Annotated in this window: 13 protein-coding genes; 9 read left to right on the top strand and 4 right to left on the bottom strand. The window is 59.0% G+C overall.

What is annotated here, in order from left to right; genetic code table 11:
* From Q1B27_RS16520 to Q1B27_RS16510, 3 genes are all read left to right on the top strand, one after another.
* Positions 1 to 1,374: aspartate aminotransferase family protein (locus Q1B27_RS16520; protein WP_299848931.1), on the top strand; the 1,374-nt coding region annotated here is incomplete at its 5' end.
* 3 nt (positions 1,375 to 1,377) lie between these two features.
* Positions 1,378 to 2,388, top strand: a complete 1,011-nt coding sequence (locus Q1B27_RS16515) for a 2-hydroxyacid dehydrogenase (protein ID WP_299848930.1) — start codon at positions 1,378 to 1,380, stop codon at positions 2,386 to 2,388.
* Between the two features lie 30 nt (positions 2,389 to 2,418).
* Positions 2,419 to 3,255: a DMT family transporter gene (locus Q1B27_RS16510; protein ID WP_299848929.1), complete on the top strand. Its 837-nt coding sequence runs from the start codon at positions 2,419 to 2,421 to the stop codon at positions 3,253 to 3,255.
* A 2-nt stretch (positions 3,256 to 3,257) separates the two neighbouring features.
* Here Q1B27_RS16510 and Q1B27_RS16505 read toward each other — a convergent pair whose 3' ends face one another.
* The 4 genes from Q1B27_RS16505 to Q1B27_RS16490 form a co-directional block, all read right to left on the bottom strand.
* Positions 3,258 to 4,742, bottom strand: coding sequence for a proline/glycine betaine ABC transporter permease (locus Q1B27_RS16505; protein ID WP_299848928.1), 1,485 nt, complete (start codon positions 4,740 to 4,742; stop codon positions 3,258 to 3,260).
* Between the two features lie 3 nt (positions 4,743 to 4,745).
* On the bottom strand, positions 4,746 to 5,804 hold the full coding sequence (locus Q1B27_RS16500) for a glycine betaine/L-proline ABC transporter ATP-binding protein (RefSeq protein WP_299848927.1): 1,059 nt from the start codon (positions 5,802 to 5,804) through the stop codon (positions 4,746 to 4,748).
* A gap of 64 nt (positions 5,805 to 5,868) precedes the next feature.
* On the bottom strand, positions 5,869 to 6,813 hold the full coding sequence (locus Q1B27_RS16495) for a glycine betaine ABC transporter substrate-binding protein (protein ID WP_299848941.1): 945 nt from the start codon (positions 6,811 to 6,813) through the stop codon (positions 5,869 to 5,871).
* A gap of 46 nt (positions 6,814 to 6,859) precedes the next feature.
* Positions 6,860 to 7,702, bottom strand: a complete 843-nt coding sequence (locus tag Q1B27_RS16490) for an alpha/beta hydrolase (RefSeq protein ID WP_299848926.1) — start codon at positions 7,700 to 7,702, stop codon at positions 6,860 to 6,862.
* Between the two features lie 127 nt (positions 7,703 to 7,829).
* Here Q1B27_RS16490 and Q1B27_RS16485 point away from each other — a divergent pair, with 127 nt between their 5' ends.
* From Q1B27_RS16485 to Q1B27_RS16460, 6 genes are all read left to right on the top strand, one after another.
* On the top strand, positions 7,830 to 8,750 hold the full coding sequence (locus Q1B27_RS16485) for a LysR family transcriptional regulator (RefSeq protein WP_299848925.1): 921 nt from the start codon (positions 7,830 to 7,832) through the stop codon (positions 8,748 to 8,750).
* A 159-nt stretch (positions 8,751 to 8,909) separates the two neighbouring features.
* Positions 8,910 to 9,986 (top strand): hypothetical protein, encoded by a 1,077-nt coding sequence (locus Q1B27_RS16480; protein ID WP_299848924.1) that lies wholly within the window; start codon positions 8,910 to 8,912, stop codon positions 9,984 to 9,986.
* Positions 9,986 to 10,246 carry a hypothetical protein gene (locus Q1B27_RS16475; protein ID WP_299848923.1) on the top strand — a complete coding sequence of 87 codons (261 nt, stop codon included), beginning with the start codon at positions 9,986 to 9,988 and terminating at the stop codon, positions 10,244 to 10,246. Before Q1B27_RS16480 ends, Q1B27_RS16475 begins: the two co-directional genes overlap by 1 nt.
* Positions 10,236 to 11,366 carry a hypothetical protein gene (locus Q1B27_RS16470; protein ID WP_299848922.1) on the top strand — a complete coding sequence of 377 codons (1,131 nt, stop codon included), beginning with the start codon at positions 10,236 to 10,238 and terminating at the stop codon, positions 11,364 to 11,366. The genes Q1B27_RS16475 and Q1B27_RS16470 overlap by 11 nt, the downstream gene beginning before the upstream one ends.
* Positions 11,367 to 11,441: 75 nt before the next feature.
* Complete coding sequence (locus tag Q1B27_RS16465) at positions 11,442 to 13,376, top strand: ATP-binding protein (RefSeq protein ID WP_299848921.1); 1,935 nt, start codon at positions 11,442 to 11,444, stop codon at positions 13,374 to 13,376.
* Complete coding sequence (locus Q1B27_RS16460) at positions 13,373 to 14,302, top strand: restriction endonuclease (RefSeq protein ID WP_299848920.1); 930 nt, start codon at positions 13,373 to 13,375, stop codon at positions 14,300 to 14,302. Before Q1B27_RS16465 ends, Q1B27_RS16460 begins: the two co-directional genes overlap by 4 nt.

Here is a 14,302-nt window from a genome sequence, read left to right as displayed (position 1 = left end):
ACCAAAAGGCAAATGATGGAAGACAAAATCATCCATACCGAAGGCGAATCCAACACCTCAAACGCTCGGAAAATATGGCTGCAGAAATCCATCGGCCCACGTTCCGCACCACTTCTGAAACGCGATGCCGATGCGTTCCTGCATCAAAGCCTGTCCAGCCCCTGCGTCTGCACCATCGCCAGGGCCGAAGGTATCTGGATCGAGGATATGGACGGCCGCCGCTACATGGATTTTCACGGCAATTCCGTTCATCACATCGGCTATGGGCATCCCCGGCTGGTGGCGGCGATCAAACAGCAGCTTGACGATCTGCCCTTTGCGCCGCGCCGTTTCACTAATGATCCTGCGGTCGACCTGGCCGAGAAATTGGCCCAGATAGCGCCCGGTGATCTGGGCAAGACACTTTTTACCACCGGCGGGTCGGATGCCAACGAGGTGGCGCTGAAAATCGCCCGCGCGGCGACAGGCCGGTTCAAGACGGTCAGCTTTTGGGATGCGTTTCATGGCGCCGGTCTGGGGGCTGCCAGCGTGGGCGGCGAGGCGACGTTCCGCAGCCATATCGCCGGGCCGCTGATGCCGGGGACCGAACATGTGGCGCCCTTTGCCTGCTACCGTTGCCCCTACAATCATGCAGGGCCGGATGTCTGCGGTCTGGCCTGTGCCAAGATGGTCGACTATGTGCTGGAACGCGAAGGTGATGTGGCCGCCGTCATCGCCGAACCGATGCGCGCCGTGCCCTACGTCCCGCCGCCGGGGTTTTGGAAAGCGGTACGCGAGGCGTGCAACCGTCGGGGTGCCCTCCTGATCCTTGATGAAATCCCCACGGGCTTGGGCAAGACCGGCCGCATGTTCGCCTTTGAACATGATGAAATCATTCCCGATATCGTGACGCTTGGGAAAGCGCTTGGCGGGGGCATCCTGCCGATCGCCGCCTGCATCGCCCGCCGCGATCTGGATGTGTGCGGCGATTTTGCCATCGGGCACTACACGCATGAGAAAAACCCAGTTACGTCCCGCGCGGCGCTGACCACGCTTGAGATCATTGAGGATGAAGGGTTGGTCGAACGCTCGGCCACGTTGGGCCAGTTCGCCATGGAATATCTGCGGTCAGAGCTGGCCGATGTACCTGTGGTGGGCGACATCCGGGGCAGGGGGCTGATGTTCGGGGTCGAGATTGTCGAGGACCGCGCCGACAAGACCCAGGGCATCGCGCGAGCTGAAAGGATTTACTATCGCTGTCTGGAGGCCGGTGTAAGCTTCAAGATCAGCCAGGGTTGCGTGCTGACCCTGTCGCCGCCGCTGACCATTGCCAAGGATGATTTGGAACATGCGCTGAAGATTGTTGTCGCCGCGATCATGTCAGAAGCTGGCTGAACCATGAAGATTGTCCGCACCGACAGCGAATTGCAGGTACCGCTGGTCGATGATGCGCTGCGCAAAGAGGGCCATGAGCTGATCCTGCTGCCGGATGGTGTGAGCGAGGCAGAGTTGATCCGCGTCGTGGCCGATGCTGATCTGATCCTGATGTGCTACACGCCGATCACACAACACGTCATCGACGCCGCACCACGGTTGAAAGGCATCGTGAAATACGGTGTCGGCATCGACGCCATCGACATACCCGCCGCCATTGACCGTAGCATCCCGGTGGTCAACATCCCCGAATATGCCGAAGAAACCGTGGCAGAAGGCGCCTTTGCCCTGATGATCGCCCTGGCCAAGAAACTGCAACCGCTGGGCCGTGCAATGCAGCGCGATGGCTGGGCTTGGCCCGAACAAAACTGGCTGGGGTCGGATATCGCTGGCAAGACCGTTGGTATTGTGGGTCTGGGCAAGATCGGTAAAAGCATGGCGCGCATGGCGGGGGCCGGATTTCGCGCCAAGGTGATTGGCTACAGTCCGGGCATGTCCGAGGATGATATGGCCGCCGCCGGGGTGGAGAAGCGAGATGATCTGCACGCGCTTCTGGCGGAAAGCGACTTCGTTTCACTGCATTGTGTGCTCAACGACGACACTCGGGGTATCATCGGCGAGGCAGAATTGAAGGCCATGAGGCCGGGTGCCTACCTGATCAACAGCTCGCGTGGTGCGCTTGTGGATGATGATGCGTTGCTGCGGGCGCTTGATGAAGGTTGGATCGCCGGTGCCGGGTTGGATGTGTTCGCCAATGAACCGCTGAAACGTTCCGGGCACAAGCTCAGCCGGTTGTTCGAGCATGAGCAGGTGATCCTGTCGCCGCACCTGACTTTTTATACCCACGACGCGATGGAACGGCTTGAAGCGGAAACGCTTGCGCGGTGTCACGAGGTGCTCGCGGGAGAACAGGTACGCATTAAATCTCGCGACCCCAGACTGCGCGCGCAGTTCAAAGGCGTAGTCTTTGACTGACGCAACAACCGTCCGCCAGGAAACGCGGCGATGAACGCCGCCATCTACCTCATCGTACTCTTCGCGGCATTCCTGCACGCTTTCTGGAACGCCATTGTAAAAGGATCGGCGGACAAGACCATCATGTTGGGGATGATCGCGTTTGGCCATGTGGTGCCGGGGGTGATCATCGTCGGGCTGGTTCCGTCGCCGGGATGGGAAATCTGGCCCTATGTGGTGGCGTCGACCGTGATCCACTGGGCGTACTACTACCTGCTTAACGTTGCCTATCGCTTTGGTGATCTGAGCGTGATGTACCCCATCGCGCGGGGCCTTGCGCCGGTACTGGTGGCTCTTGGTGCGCAGTTCTGGGTGGGTGAAAGCCTGCCCGCGCTCGCCTGGGTGGGCGTGCTGAGTGTCTCGGCTGGAATCATGGTCCTGACCAAGGGCGTCTTCAGCGGCGCGCTGCCCATGCCGGGCCTTCTGGCGGCCTTGGGCACGGCCCTGATGATTGCTGCCTATTCGCTGGTGGACGGGGTTGGCATTCGCCTGTCACACAGCACGATTGGCTATATCGGGTGGCTTTTTACCGCGGAAATTCTGGTCGCGGCATTTATCTTTGCGGGCCGTATGGACAGGCTGCGCGCCATACCCGCCAGAACATTGTGGCTGGGTTTCTGGGGCGGCGTGATCTCGGGCACGGCTTATGGCTTGGTGCTTTATGCCAAGACGCTTGCACCGCTTGGTGTGGTCTCGGCGATCCGCGAAACATCCGTCATCTTCGCCGCAATGATCGGCGTCTTGTGGTTCGGCGAAGGGCCGAGGGGCAACCGCTTGCTGGCTGCCCTGATCGTGGCAATGGGCATCATTCTGATCGGCATGGCCTAGCCCTATTCGCGTTTTCCCTGCACCACCCGGTCAAGGATCATCGCACAGAAGAGGATGGCAAACCCGGCCAGAATACCTTGCCCGACCGAGGCGTATTGCAAGGCTTCCAGCACGTCCTCGCCCAACCCCTTGGCACCGATCAGCGAGGCGACCACGACCATCGCCAGCGACAACATGATCGTCTGGTTGACGCCTGCAAGGATCGACGGAGCCGCCAGCGGCAGATCGACCTTGGTCAGCAGGTACCATTTCGAGGCACCATAGGCGATGGCGGCCTCGCGGATGCTTTCGGGGACGCCGCGCAGGCCCAGCACTGTCAGCCGCACGACGGGCGTGCCGCCGAAAATCATGGTGACGATAACCGCCGCCGGTTTGCCAACGCCGAATAGGGCAATCACCGGGATCATGAAGACAAAGGCCGGCATGGTTTGCATGAAATCCATGATCGGGCGGATCACCGAATAAAACCGTGGTCTACGGGCACAGAACATCCCCATAGGAATGCCCAGGATGATCGAGATAAACGCCGCCGTTCCCAGCAGCGCCAGCGTGGTCATCGCCTTTTCCCAAAATCCGAGAAAGCCCATGTAAGCCAAAAAGCCAGCGGCGGCGAAGGCAGCACCCGCGCCCGCAGACAGGTATGTCAGCAGGATGATCATCGCGGCGATCACCGGCCATGGTGTGTCGACAAAAATGACCTCAAGCGCATCCAGAACGGTTCGGATGCCATAGGTGATGATATCAAAAAGCCATTGTGCGGTTGATGTGAGAAAGTTGAAGAAACCCTCGACCCCCGCGATTGCGGATAACCGGATATTCGGATCGGTGGGAAAGTCACTCAACCAGCTTACAGCGCCGGGAAATGCAAAATGCACCATACTGACGGCGAATATGACCAGAACAAACACCACGCTGAGCAATGTACGCGGTGTTTCCAACCCGGATTTGATGCTGCGATCCGACAGCCAGTCGGAATAGCGCCGCTCCAGCACCGGGTTCGCCATGATCCCTTCGGCCAACTTGACGGCGATCAGGAAGGCGATGCCGAATAAGGCCACCCAGATAGCCGTGGCGTCGGCCTGTGCTGCTTCGGCACGGATGCCGTCGATAGCGCCCTCAAGCGAATCTATATTACGTTGAAAAGCAGCACCGTCCGAGCCTTTCGCGATCGCGGATTCAAGCTGTTCGTAGCGTAGCGCCAGCGTGCCTTCGATCTGCTTGATCCGTTCGCGCACCTCGGCACCCAGATCCCCGAACAATCCCCGGCCAAGCTGAATAAAGGCAAAGGTTTCCAGAATAACGAAGGGCAGCCCCCAATTCCACAGGCCGCGCATCCCGTACCAGATCGGCCCCAGCAGGGCAGCGGCCCAGTTGAAGGTCCAGGCAAAGCCCGCCTTGGCACCGATTTTCTGGAACTGAGCAGCATAGAAATCCGGATTGGTGGCAACGAATTTCGCGATTAGTTCTTCTTTGGTCTCGTCAACCATGGCTTATGAGGTCTCCGTTCCTTCGATCACCGTGCGCAACAGGTCGGCGCGGGTGATGGCGCCGATGCGATTGCCGTCGGCGTCGATGATTGCTGCGGGTTGATCGGTGCCGATGGCGGCGGTGATCAACTCGCCCAGATGGGCGTCTTCGGCGAATTCCTGGGCCTCTGCGGCCAGCCCGCCATTGGTGGATTCGAACTCGGCCAATGGTTGCATCACCGCATGGGCGCGCACGACCTTGAGCCGCGAGATACCGGCGACGAAATCCGCCACGTAATCATCGGCCGGGTGCATCACGATATCTTCGGGCGTACCGATCTGAACCACGCGCCCGTCGCGCATGATGGCGATCCGGTCACCGATGCGCACGGCCTCGTCCAGATCATGGGTGATGAAAACGGTGGTCTTGTTCATGGTGTCGGCAAGCTTCATGAATTCATTCTGCAACTGCCGCCGGATCAGCGGGTCAAGCGCGCTGAACGGTTCATCCATCAGCAGGATTTCGGGGTCCGCCGCCAGCGCCCGTGCAAGGCCGACACGCTGCTGCATCCCGCCCGAAAGTTCATGCGCAAACTTGTTTCCCCAAGCGCTCAGATCGACCATTTCGATGGCACGCTCGGCGGCATCCAAGCGCTGGTTCTTGTTGATGCCCCGAATTTCCAGCGGCATCGCCACGTTGTCCAGCACCGACCGGTGTGGCATCAACGCGAAATTCTGAAACACCATCGCGATATGTTCGTTGCGGTATTGGCGCAGCGTGTCGGGCGCCATTGCCATGATATCTTCGCCGTTGACGACGATTTGCCCTGCCGTCGGTTCCAGAAGACGGTTGATATGGCGCACCAGCGTGGATTTGCCGGACCCGGACAGGCCCATGATGCAGAAAATCTCGCCGGGTTGGATATCCATCGTGGCATCGGCCACGCCGACAACACAATTGAACCGGTCCAGAACTTCCTTTTTCGAGATGTCATTGGCGCGGATTTCAGCCAGCGCTTCTTCCGCGCGGGCACCGAAGATTTTCCAGACACCTGATAGTTCGATTGCAACGTCCTGTGACACGGTCGGCCCCCGGTTCAGTTGTTGGTGGGCCGCACGGAATGCGCGGCCCAGCGGTTTTATCGGATCAGAGGCCGAGCCAGCCGTCGACGCGGTCGGAATTGGCCGCAACCCATTCCTTGGCCACGTCAGCGGGGTCCTTGCCACCTTCGATCTGGAAGGCAAAGTTTGACACCGTGTCGCCATCCAATTGGATATTGGCCAGCAGATCGGCAATCGCGGGCGACCGGTCGATCAGCGTTTTGGAATAAGCGATCTGAACGTTTTTCAACGCGTCCTCGGTCATGACCTTGGATTTTTCAAACCAGTCCGGATCGTCCGAAGGCTGGATCGCCACGTATTTTTCGGGGTCGAACTCGGGCTCTTCCAGACGCACGATGTCATACTGGAACCAGATCGCATGCGGACTGTAGCAATAGAATGCATACCCCATGTCTTTCTTGATTGAATCGCCCACGGTCGCCGTCATCACCGCCTGATCGGCGCGGACGGGTTCCATGAAGGGCATCAGGCCGTAATCACGCACCTTGATCTCATTGACATTGGCCGAGGCCCACCCGGGTGCTCCGATCCAGATCTCTCCCTTGCCGTTGCCGTCACTGTCCATCTTCTCGGCCACTTCCGGTCGGGCCAGATCGAAGATCGAGGTCACGTTGTTGGCTTCCGAAAAGGCCTTGCTCACGCAAAAGCTCTGTTTGCCCTCGTAAGGCTTGTCCGACAGGATGACGGTGCCCGCCTCATCGACGTATTTCTTGGTAAAGCTCTCCTGGTTGGGCAGCCATACATCGGGGTGGACATCGATATCGCCCTTGCCCTGATCCATCGCCTGAAAGATCGAGGCATTGTTGCCGGGTACCAGGTTGGCCTCGCCGCCGATGCGGGTCTCAACGATCTCGGCAATCAGATGCGCGATCGCCTGCGCGCCGGTCCAGGCCGGTGCGCCGATATTCACGCTTTCCGCCGCCTGGGTCAGCGAAGCCGTCGCCATAAAGCCCGCAAGGGCCGTTCCCATGAGTTTCAGTTTCATTTTTTTCTCCTCCGTTGGTCAGTCCCTGTTTTCAGGGATCTGGGTTCTGATTGTGGGTGATGATATCTGCATTCGTTTCGGGGTCTTGGGGATCATCCGTCAGAAAGTGCCGAATTATCGAATTGAAAAGCTCGGGATTCTCCAGATGCGCATTGTGGCCGTAGCCCGGCATCACTGCCAGGTTGCTGCCCGGGATGCCCTTCCAAAGGGCTTCGGGCTGCTGCCAGCCGTAAGAGCGGTCCTTGTCGCCCCAGACGATCAGCGTCGGCTGGGTCATGCCCGCCAATGCGGCGCGCCCGTCCCAGTTCTCCATCGCGGTCAACCCGGCCAATGCCGAGGCGGTCGAGACATGTTCGCCAAGCGCCGCGCAGTCGGCAAATTCGGCCGCTGCTTCGCCTCTGGCAAACCAGGTGGCGGCGATGCGCCGGGCCGTCGGTGCAACACCTTCGGTCGTCAGTCGCGTGCGCGACTGATCGATTGTTTCAAACCGGTCGGGCAACACGCCCTGCGGCCCGGTTCCATAACAGATTAGCCGGGTGACGCGCTCGGGTTCCATCGTGGTGATCTGCTGCGCAATCATCCCACCCATCGAATGACCCAGGAGGTGAAACTGACGCACACCAATATCATCCAGAAGCCCCAAAACCTGCCGCGCATACCCGTCGATCGACGCATCCGCCAGCGCCGAGTGGCTGCCGCCATAGCCGGGAAGTTCGGGTGCGATGACATCGAAATCAGCGCTCAGCGCCGCCAGTTGCTGCCGCCACATCGCAGAACCGCCAAGATACCCATGCACCAGAACCAGCGGATGCCCTTGGCCTGCACGCAGGTGGGTCAGCGGTGAAACTTCGACAGTCTGGGCGGTTTCCGGCATATCGGTTTTCTGATCTGTCCTCTGGCACGCGGCACATCCCCTGCCGCACCGGGGAAGTGTAGAACAGTTTGATTTAAAACTGCCAATTCAAAGATTTCATAAAACTATTCCGATTTTGCATAATCTTATGGTACTGTTTTCCCTGCTTCATGCGGGGGTGAAAATGGACCTGAACTGGCTGCGCGACTTCGAATGCCTTGGGCGCACACTCAATTTCACTCGTGCAGCCGAAGAACGAAACATCACCCAATCTGCCTTCAGCCGCCGCATCAAGGCGCTGGAAAGCTGGGTCGGCCTGCCGCTGGTCGACCGTGCCACCTATCCGGTGCGCCTGTCAGAAGCCGGCGCGCAATTTCTGCCGGTCGCGAAATCCGCCATCGCCGATCTGTCTGAAAGCAGGCAATTGATCCGCGATCAGGACAGGGGTGACCGGCAACAGGTCAGGTTCTCGGTTCTGCACACGATTTCAGTGCATTACCTGGCATCCCGCATCGACGTGTTCGAGCATGAAATCCCGCAGTTGCGCACCCGGGTGATCTCGGATTCGCTCAGCGCCTGCTGCCAGCTTCTCTATGACGGCGCGGTCGAATTTCTGCTGTGCTATCGCCACGCCGATGTCTCGCCCAGCATTGATGAGGCCGAATTCACCCGCAAGGACATCCTGACCGACCGGATGATCCCGGTGGCCGAAACCGCTGCGGCGACACGCGCGGGCTGGGCGCTGCCGGGACAGGCAGGCCAGGACATCCCTTATCTGGCCTATGAACGCAGTTCCTTTCTGGGCGTCGTCACCGAACACCTGATCGGCAACCGGCAGGTTCATCTGGACATGATCTATGTGGACGGTCTGGTCGAGGCGATCAAACGCCGCCTTCTGACCGGTAGCGGCATCGCCTGGCTGCCCGAAACCTCGGTCCGGCAAGAGCTTGATCAAGGCCTCGTCGTGCCCGTGGGTACCGCCGACTGGGAAACACCGATGACGCTTTCCGTCTATGCAGCACCCAACCGGCTCGATCCGGTTGCTCAACAGGTCTGGGCGCAGTTCTAACGGTGATCTGCGGCAATGCATCGGAACCATCCCAAGCTGTTTAAAACGCTGCAAAAAACACGTTTTCGTCGTATTCTTTTCGCGAAATATGCTTAAACTCCGGGCAAATACCCATATATAAAGCTCAACAAACAACATTCGTGAACAGGGGGAACAGGCATGGCCGATCTTGATGCGCAGGTACGTGAATCGCAGGCTCAGGTAAGCGAAGCGCAGGCGAAAATCGCCGAACTGACCAGTAAAATCGATTCCGCGCGCGCCAAGATCAAGGGCGGCGAGGATGCCCTGCTGGACATCGAGAATGCCACTCTCGAAGACGTGCACGCCCATACCGAGGTGATGAATGCCAACATCGCCGAGTTGATCATGGGCCTTGATGACATCACCGCCGCGTTCTCCAAGGATTTCGACGAGATGCGCAACAAGACCGGCTGGGAAAGCTTTGTCGGCATCTTCAGCAGCGCCAAATCCGACAGCATGCGGCAGGACCGGGTGCGCGAGGCCACGATTGACGACAAGTTGCAGGATCTGATCTCGAAATCCGACGTGATCGTGCAGTTGCTTCAGGGCCAGTTGACCATGCTCGAAGAGCAAAAGACCAAGGTCGAGGATAATCTGACCGAAACGCTGGATGAACGCGAACTCACCGTGGGCGATCTGGAAACCCTGCGCAAAGACATACAGGCGATGGACCCCGAGATCATCACGCTGGAAAACAAGATCGCCAACGAAACGGACGCCGCCGCGCGGACCAAGCTGGAGACCGAGCTTGCCGACCTGAACACCAAGTATAATGCAATGGTTCAGGATGAGCAGGTCAAGCTTGCCAAGTCGCAAACGCTCGAACGCTATATCGAAAAGGGCAAGACCTGGATTGATAGCCTGCAAAATCAGGCAGCGACGCAGATGGTGCTGATCAACAAGCTTCAGACCGACACCAAGCAGCGGGTTGTTCTGTATGATGCCCTGACCAAATCGCTGAAAACCGCCCAGCAGCAGGACGTGGCGCACCGGATCAACGAAATCGGCGTCGAAACCGATCAGGAGGCGCAGAGCGCCATGGCCGGCATAGGTGCTGCCACCAATCAGAAGATGGCCGACATGCTGGAAGCGCACGAGGATCACATGGTCTTTGCCCGCGATGTGCTGGAAGCCAAGGCCAAGGCCGACGAACGCTTCGCCCGCCGCTTCGCCCAGATCATCGAGAAACACGACAAGAACCTTTACGGGGCCTGATGCAGCGGCGCCTTTTCAAAAAACTTTTGGGGGTGCTCACTGCTTTGTGCCTGATCTGCGCCCTGCTGTCCGCGAAACTGGATTGGGACTGGTCGGTGCAGGCTGCGTTTTGGGTATCGGGCCTTGCGGGCCTGATATGGGCCACATGGGACAAGGCGATGCCCGCGACGCGTGACGAAACCGCAAGGGCAGCACAGCCGGGTCTTTACGAAGGCAGTCATTATGGTGGTGGTGGCGGAGGAGACAGCAGTGGCGGCTGAACATGTTGATCTGCAAAAGGATCACGCCGGTCTGACCGACCTTTTCGCCAGCCGTCGGTACTTCCGCAAGTTCGACCGGATCACCGGATATCTGACCCGCGTGGCGGCGGTGATGCAAGGGGCGGGTGATCTGACCAAGAACGAGGTCGAAATCCTCACCGGTTACGTGCAGGGCCTCAGCTATACGTTCCGCGCGCTTTCTATGAAATATCTTTTAGCGGGGCGCGACAAGGTGCATGGCACTGGCGCGTTGACGATGGACACGCTGGAAAGCGGGTTTCCGGTTTTCAACGAACTGCTGGTCATGGCCAACGATGCGCAGCAGGCCGGCAAGCATCTGTCGAACATGCCGGGGCCTGAGACGCTGAAGAAACAGATGGTCAATCAGATTATCGGCGAGCGGCAAATTCCGACGCGCCTGCAATTCGCCTTGTCGCAACGGTTATACTACGAAGAGTTGCAGCGCGGCCATCTCTTCTGGGCGCAGAATGATCCGCAGATCGTCTGGCTCGAAGGGCTCGATGACCGCCGTCGCTACCTGGTTCACTGGGCCACCTATGACAGTCAGGTCAACCTGCCGACGATCTACCTGATGGAGGTCGAGGATGACGGCGGCACCCCCCTTGCCCGCGATCAGCACCGTTGGCCCGAGGTGCAGGCGCACCTGATGGCGCAGTCACTTGGCGGGCTGAAACTCCTGACGATCGCCAAAGGATTTGACGAGGCGTTCGACGATCTGCACCCCAAACGCCTGCGCCGCCTGCATCTGGGTCCGATGTATTCCCACACCTACACTCGCCAGTCCGGTCCGCTGCGCGATGTTCTTGCCGAGGCGCGCGCACCCGAAGGGCAGGACTGGGCGCTGGCCTGGACCGACGAGGTGCTGGAAAGCGAGCGTGTGCAAGAGGAGCGTTCCGGCTGGTTCGGCACCGTCGAACGCGAGGTCTTTGCGCTCGATCCCTTCTCGGGTCGCGGGGTCGATACCGGCGCCACCCGCACCGAACGCGCCATCATCCTGCCCGAACGCCCCTACCAGGTGCTGGCCGAACGCAACCCGCCGGGCTTTGCCAGCGTAGTGAAATACGTGGTCAGCCCGGGCGGGCGCGTGCTGCGATATTGAACGGGTGCCGGGCTGAACCCCGGCCTACGGAGAAATTTCTAGGTGGGCTTCTGACCTGCCGATACGGAGAAGAACATGAGCCTGACCGCCGACACGATGGAACTGCGCGAGGACGACATCGCCAAGCATTACCCCGCCGCCGTGGCCATGCTGGACGGGTTCGACCACACGCCGCGCATCGCCAAACCCGCCGAGGCCCCGCGGGAAGAACGCTCAACCGGCATCGGCACCCGCCGCCGTTTCCGTACCACAACGCCCGGCCTTGTCACCCGCTCCACCGCGCGGCCCGAAGGCGTGCACCTGATTGACCGGATCAGCAGCGCCGACGGCGATGACCCGCTGACCTCGCCCCTGCAGGCGACGCTGATGCATGCCCTGCGGAGGGCGCTCGCCATTGCGCTGGCGGTGGGCGAAACCTATGCCGAGGCGACCGGTCTTGCCGACCTGCGCCGCGCCAATCTTGCCGGGTCGCTGCCCGCCGACCGCAAGACCGAATTCACCGAACTCATGGCGACCGAGGCGCTGGCCGTGGTCCATGTCTTTGCCAACGCCACCGCGTATCTGCTGGGCCCGCATGGCAGCGAAATCACGGTTGAGGTCGGCGAGGTTGAAGAGATTCTGACCGACAACGCCCAGCTTGCCCTGCACGGCGCGCTTTGGGAGCTGGACCAGAACCTGACCACACATGCCAGCGACGACGCCCGCCTGATCGCCACCACCACTGGTTTCGCCGAACAGTTGATGGAAAAGATCACCCTGCGCGCCCAGAATGCCGGCCGCGTTGCCCCCTTCACCCAGGCCAGCTGGCGGATCGAGGCTGATGACCTGACGATCCACGGCTTCGAGGCCAGCACCAAGGGCAAATCCTCGACCCTCACCATGACCTTCAAGCAGCCGCACGAGGTCGTCGGCAACCACATCGCCAAATACCAGGCGATGAAGCTGGCCAAGATGCTGATGGCCTATGATTTCGATCGCCGCCTCAACCCCTTCGCCGAACTTGGCGGCTTCATCTTCACCTTCATGGGTGACGGCAAGCCCGGCACCGGCAAGACCACGCTGATCCAGATGATGGCGGGGCTCATTCAGGGCTATTGTCAGAACGCGGGCTTCCCGTTCCGCTACCAGAACCTGAGTACCGAAAGCATCGACAGCTACCAGGGCAAATCCGCCCAGAACGCCAAGGCCTTCATCAATAATGTGATTGACCCGACCGTCATCGGCTTCGGTACCATCGACGATATCGACCAGCTGGCGGGCAAGCGCGGCGACCGTCAATCCTCCGCGGGCCAACTCGAAATCACCGCCGTGCTGATGGAAAGCTTTGCGGGCGCCAACACCGTCGTGCGCGGCAACTGCACCTTTGGCATGTTCTCGAACTACCCCGAGAATGTCGACGATGCCCTGCGCCAACGCGCCGGCGCGCGCTTCCTTGTCGACGGCCCGATCACCCGCGACGACTATATCGACATCCTCTACCTGCTGATGGGCAAGAACCACGACATCCCGCTGGGCGAGCACGAGGTTTTCGCCGCACAGGAGATCAAGAAAGCCGTCGCCGCGTCCTTTGCGTCGCACTCGAAACCCCATGAAGATGGCCTTTTGCGGGTCTACGAGGAAGTCGACAGGAAAATCGGCAAGCTCGACACCATTGCCAAGCTGGGCACCTATCTGAAAGGCATCCAAGAAGCCGACCCGCGCTTCACCGGCCGCGCCATCAAGAACATCACCGACGCGGTCAAGGTCCGCGCGATGGATTTCGAACTGCCCGATGAATGGATGGAAAACCCTGACCTCTTCCTCTTCAAGGATTACGATACGAAAAAGGCGATGATCGAAGACCTGCGCCAGCCGATCACGGTGGAAATGGTGATCCAGGAAATCAACCGCTACGCCGATTCAGAATTCCGCTACGCCGACAAATCCGACGAGGTGGCAATCGAGAACGCCGTCCGCGATATGGGTCGTATGGAAGAGGCGAAACGGCGATATCTGGAGGGGAAGAGATGATGGCTAGAAACTTTACTATCGAAGAGTCCGGGTTTCCTGATGCGCCCGGCATGATGCTAGCAACAATTATGGCGTTGAAGGAGCTAGGAGGCTCGGCGTCAATAGCTGAGCTAGATGAAAAGGTCGTCGAAATTGAAGAGGTTTCAGAACACGAACAATCATTCGAGATGGTCAACAACCCAGGCACGCCACGGTTGAATTATTATCTCGCGTGGGCGCGTACCTACCTTAAACGCGGCGGTGCTTTGGAAAACTCAAGTCGTGGAGTTTGGGCGCTTACGCTTATCGGCTCTTCAATTGAATCTTATAGTCAAACGCAAAAAATTTATGAACAAGTCGTTGAAGAGGAGAAGGAAAGAGCGCGGCTGAAACGGTTGGCAAAATCTAACAAGTCCGAGCCAAATGCCGGTGTGCAAGCGATTGACGTATCGGGCGACACAACAGCTGACTCAGTCAACGAAGCTGAAGTAGATTGGGAAGACAAATTGCTTTCAGTACTTCGAAAGATGGATCCATCGGCATTTGAAAGACTAGCGCAGCGACTTTTGCGAGAGTCAGGTTTCACGAAGGTCGAAGTAAGAGGCAAGTCTGGAGACGGTGGAATTGATGGGGTTGGCGTATTGAGAGTTAATCTTGTGTCCTTCCAAGTCTATTTCCAATGCAAGCGTTACACGGGAGGAGTTTCGGCCGGTGAAATTCGTGACTTTCGTGGCGCTATGCAGGGCCGCGCAGACAAAGGTCTATTCATTACAACCGGACACTACACCGCGCAGGCAAATGAAGAGGCAACGCGGGACGGGGCGACAGCCATCGATCTTATTGATGGAAGACGACTTTGTGAACTTTTGAAAGTGAATGGACTCGGCGTTTCAACGGAAATGGTTGAAAGTGTTAAAATAGACCCTGATTGGTTTAGTACAGTGTAA

Origin of the sequence: uncultured Roseovarius sp., from assembly GCF_947489715.1 — a bacterium.
Lineage (GTDB): Bacteria > Pseudomonadota > Alphaproteobacteria > Rhodobacterales > Rhodobacteraceae > Roseovarius.
This window is presented reverse-complemented; position numbering and strand designations above follow the sequence as displayed.

What these genes read in the sequence shown, in the direction of transcription:
- Q1B27_RS16510 (WP_299848929.1), top strand. Translation starts at nt 2,419, where the DNA reads ATGAACGCCGCCATCTACCTCATCGTACTCTTCGCGGCATTCCTGCAC.
- Q1B27_RS16485 (WP_299848925.1), top strand. Translation starts at nt 7,830, where the DNA reads ATGGTACTGTTTTCCCTGCTTCATGCGGGGGTGAAAATGGACCTGAAC.
- Q1B27_RS16465 (WP_299848921.1), top strand. Translation starts at nt 11,442, where the DNA reads ATGAGCCTGACCGCCGACACGATGGAACTGCGCGAGGACGACATCGCC.
- Q1B27_RS16475 (WP_299848923.1), top strand. Translation starts at nt 9,986, where the DNA reads ATGCAGCGGCGCCTTTTCAAAAAACTTTTGGGGGTGCTCACTGCTTTG.
- Q1B27_RS16505 (WP_299848928.1), bottom strand. Translation starts at nt 4,742, where the DNA reads ATGGTTGACGAGACCAAAGAAGAACTAATCGCGAAATTCGTTGCCACC.
- Q1B27_RS16490 (WP_299848926.1), bottom strand. Translation starts at nt 7,702, where the DNA reads ATGCCGGAAACCGCCCAGACTGTCGAAGTTTCACCGCTGACCCACCTG.
- Q1B27_RS16460 (WP_299848920.1), top strand. Translation starts at nt 13,373, where the DNA reads ATGATGGCTAGAAACTTTACTATCGAAGAGTCCGGGTTTCCTGATGCG.
- Q1B27_RS16480 (WP_299848924.1), top strand. Translation starts at nt 8,910, where the DNA reads ATGGCCGATCTTGATGCGCAGGTACGTGAATCGCAGGCTCAGGTAAGC.
- Q1B27_RS16515 (WP_299848930.1), top strand. Translation starts at nt 1,378, where the DNA reads ATGAAGATTGTCCGCACCGACAGCGAATTGCAGGTACCGCTGGTCGAT.
- Q1B27_RS16495 (WP_299848941.1), bottom strand. Translation starts at nt 6,813, where the DNA reads ATGGGAACGGCCCTTGCGGGCTTTATGGCGACGGCTTCGCTGACCCAG.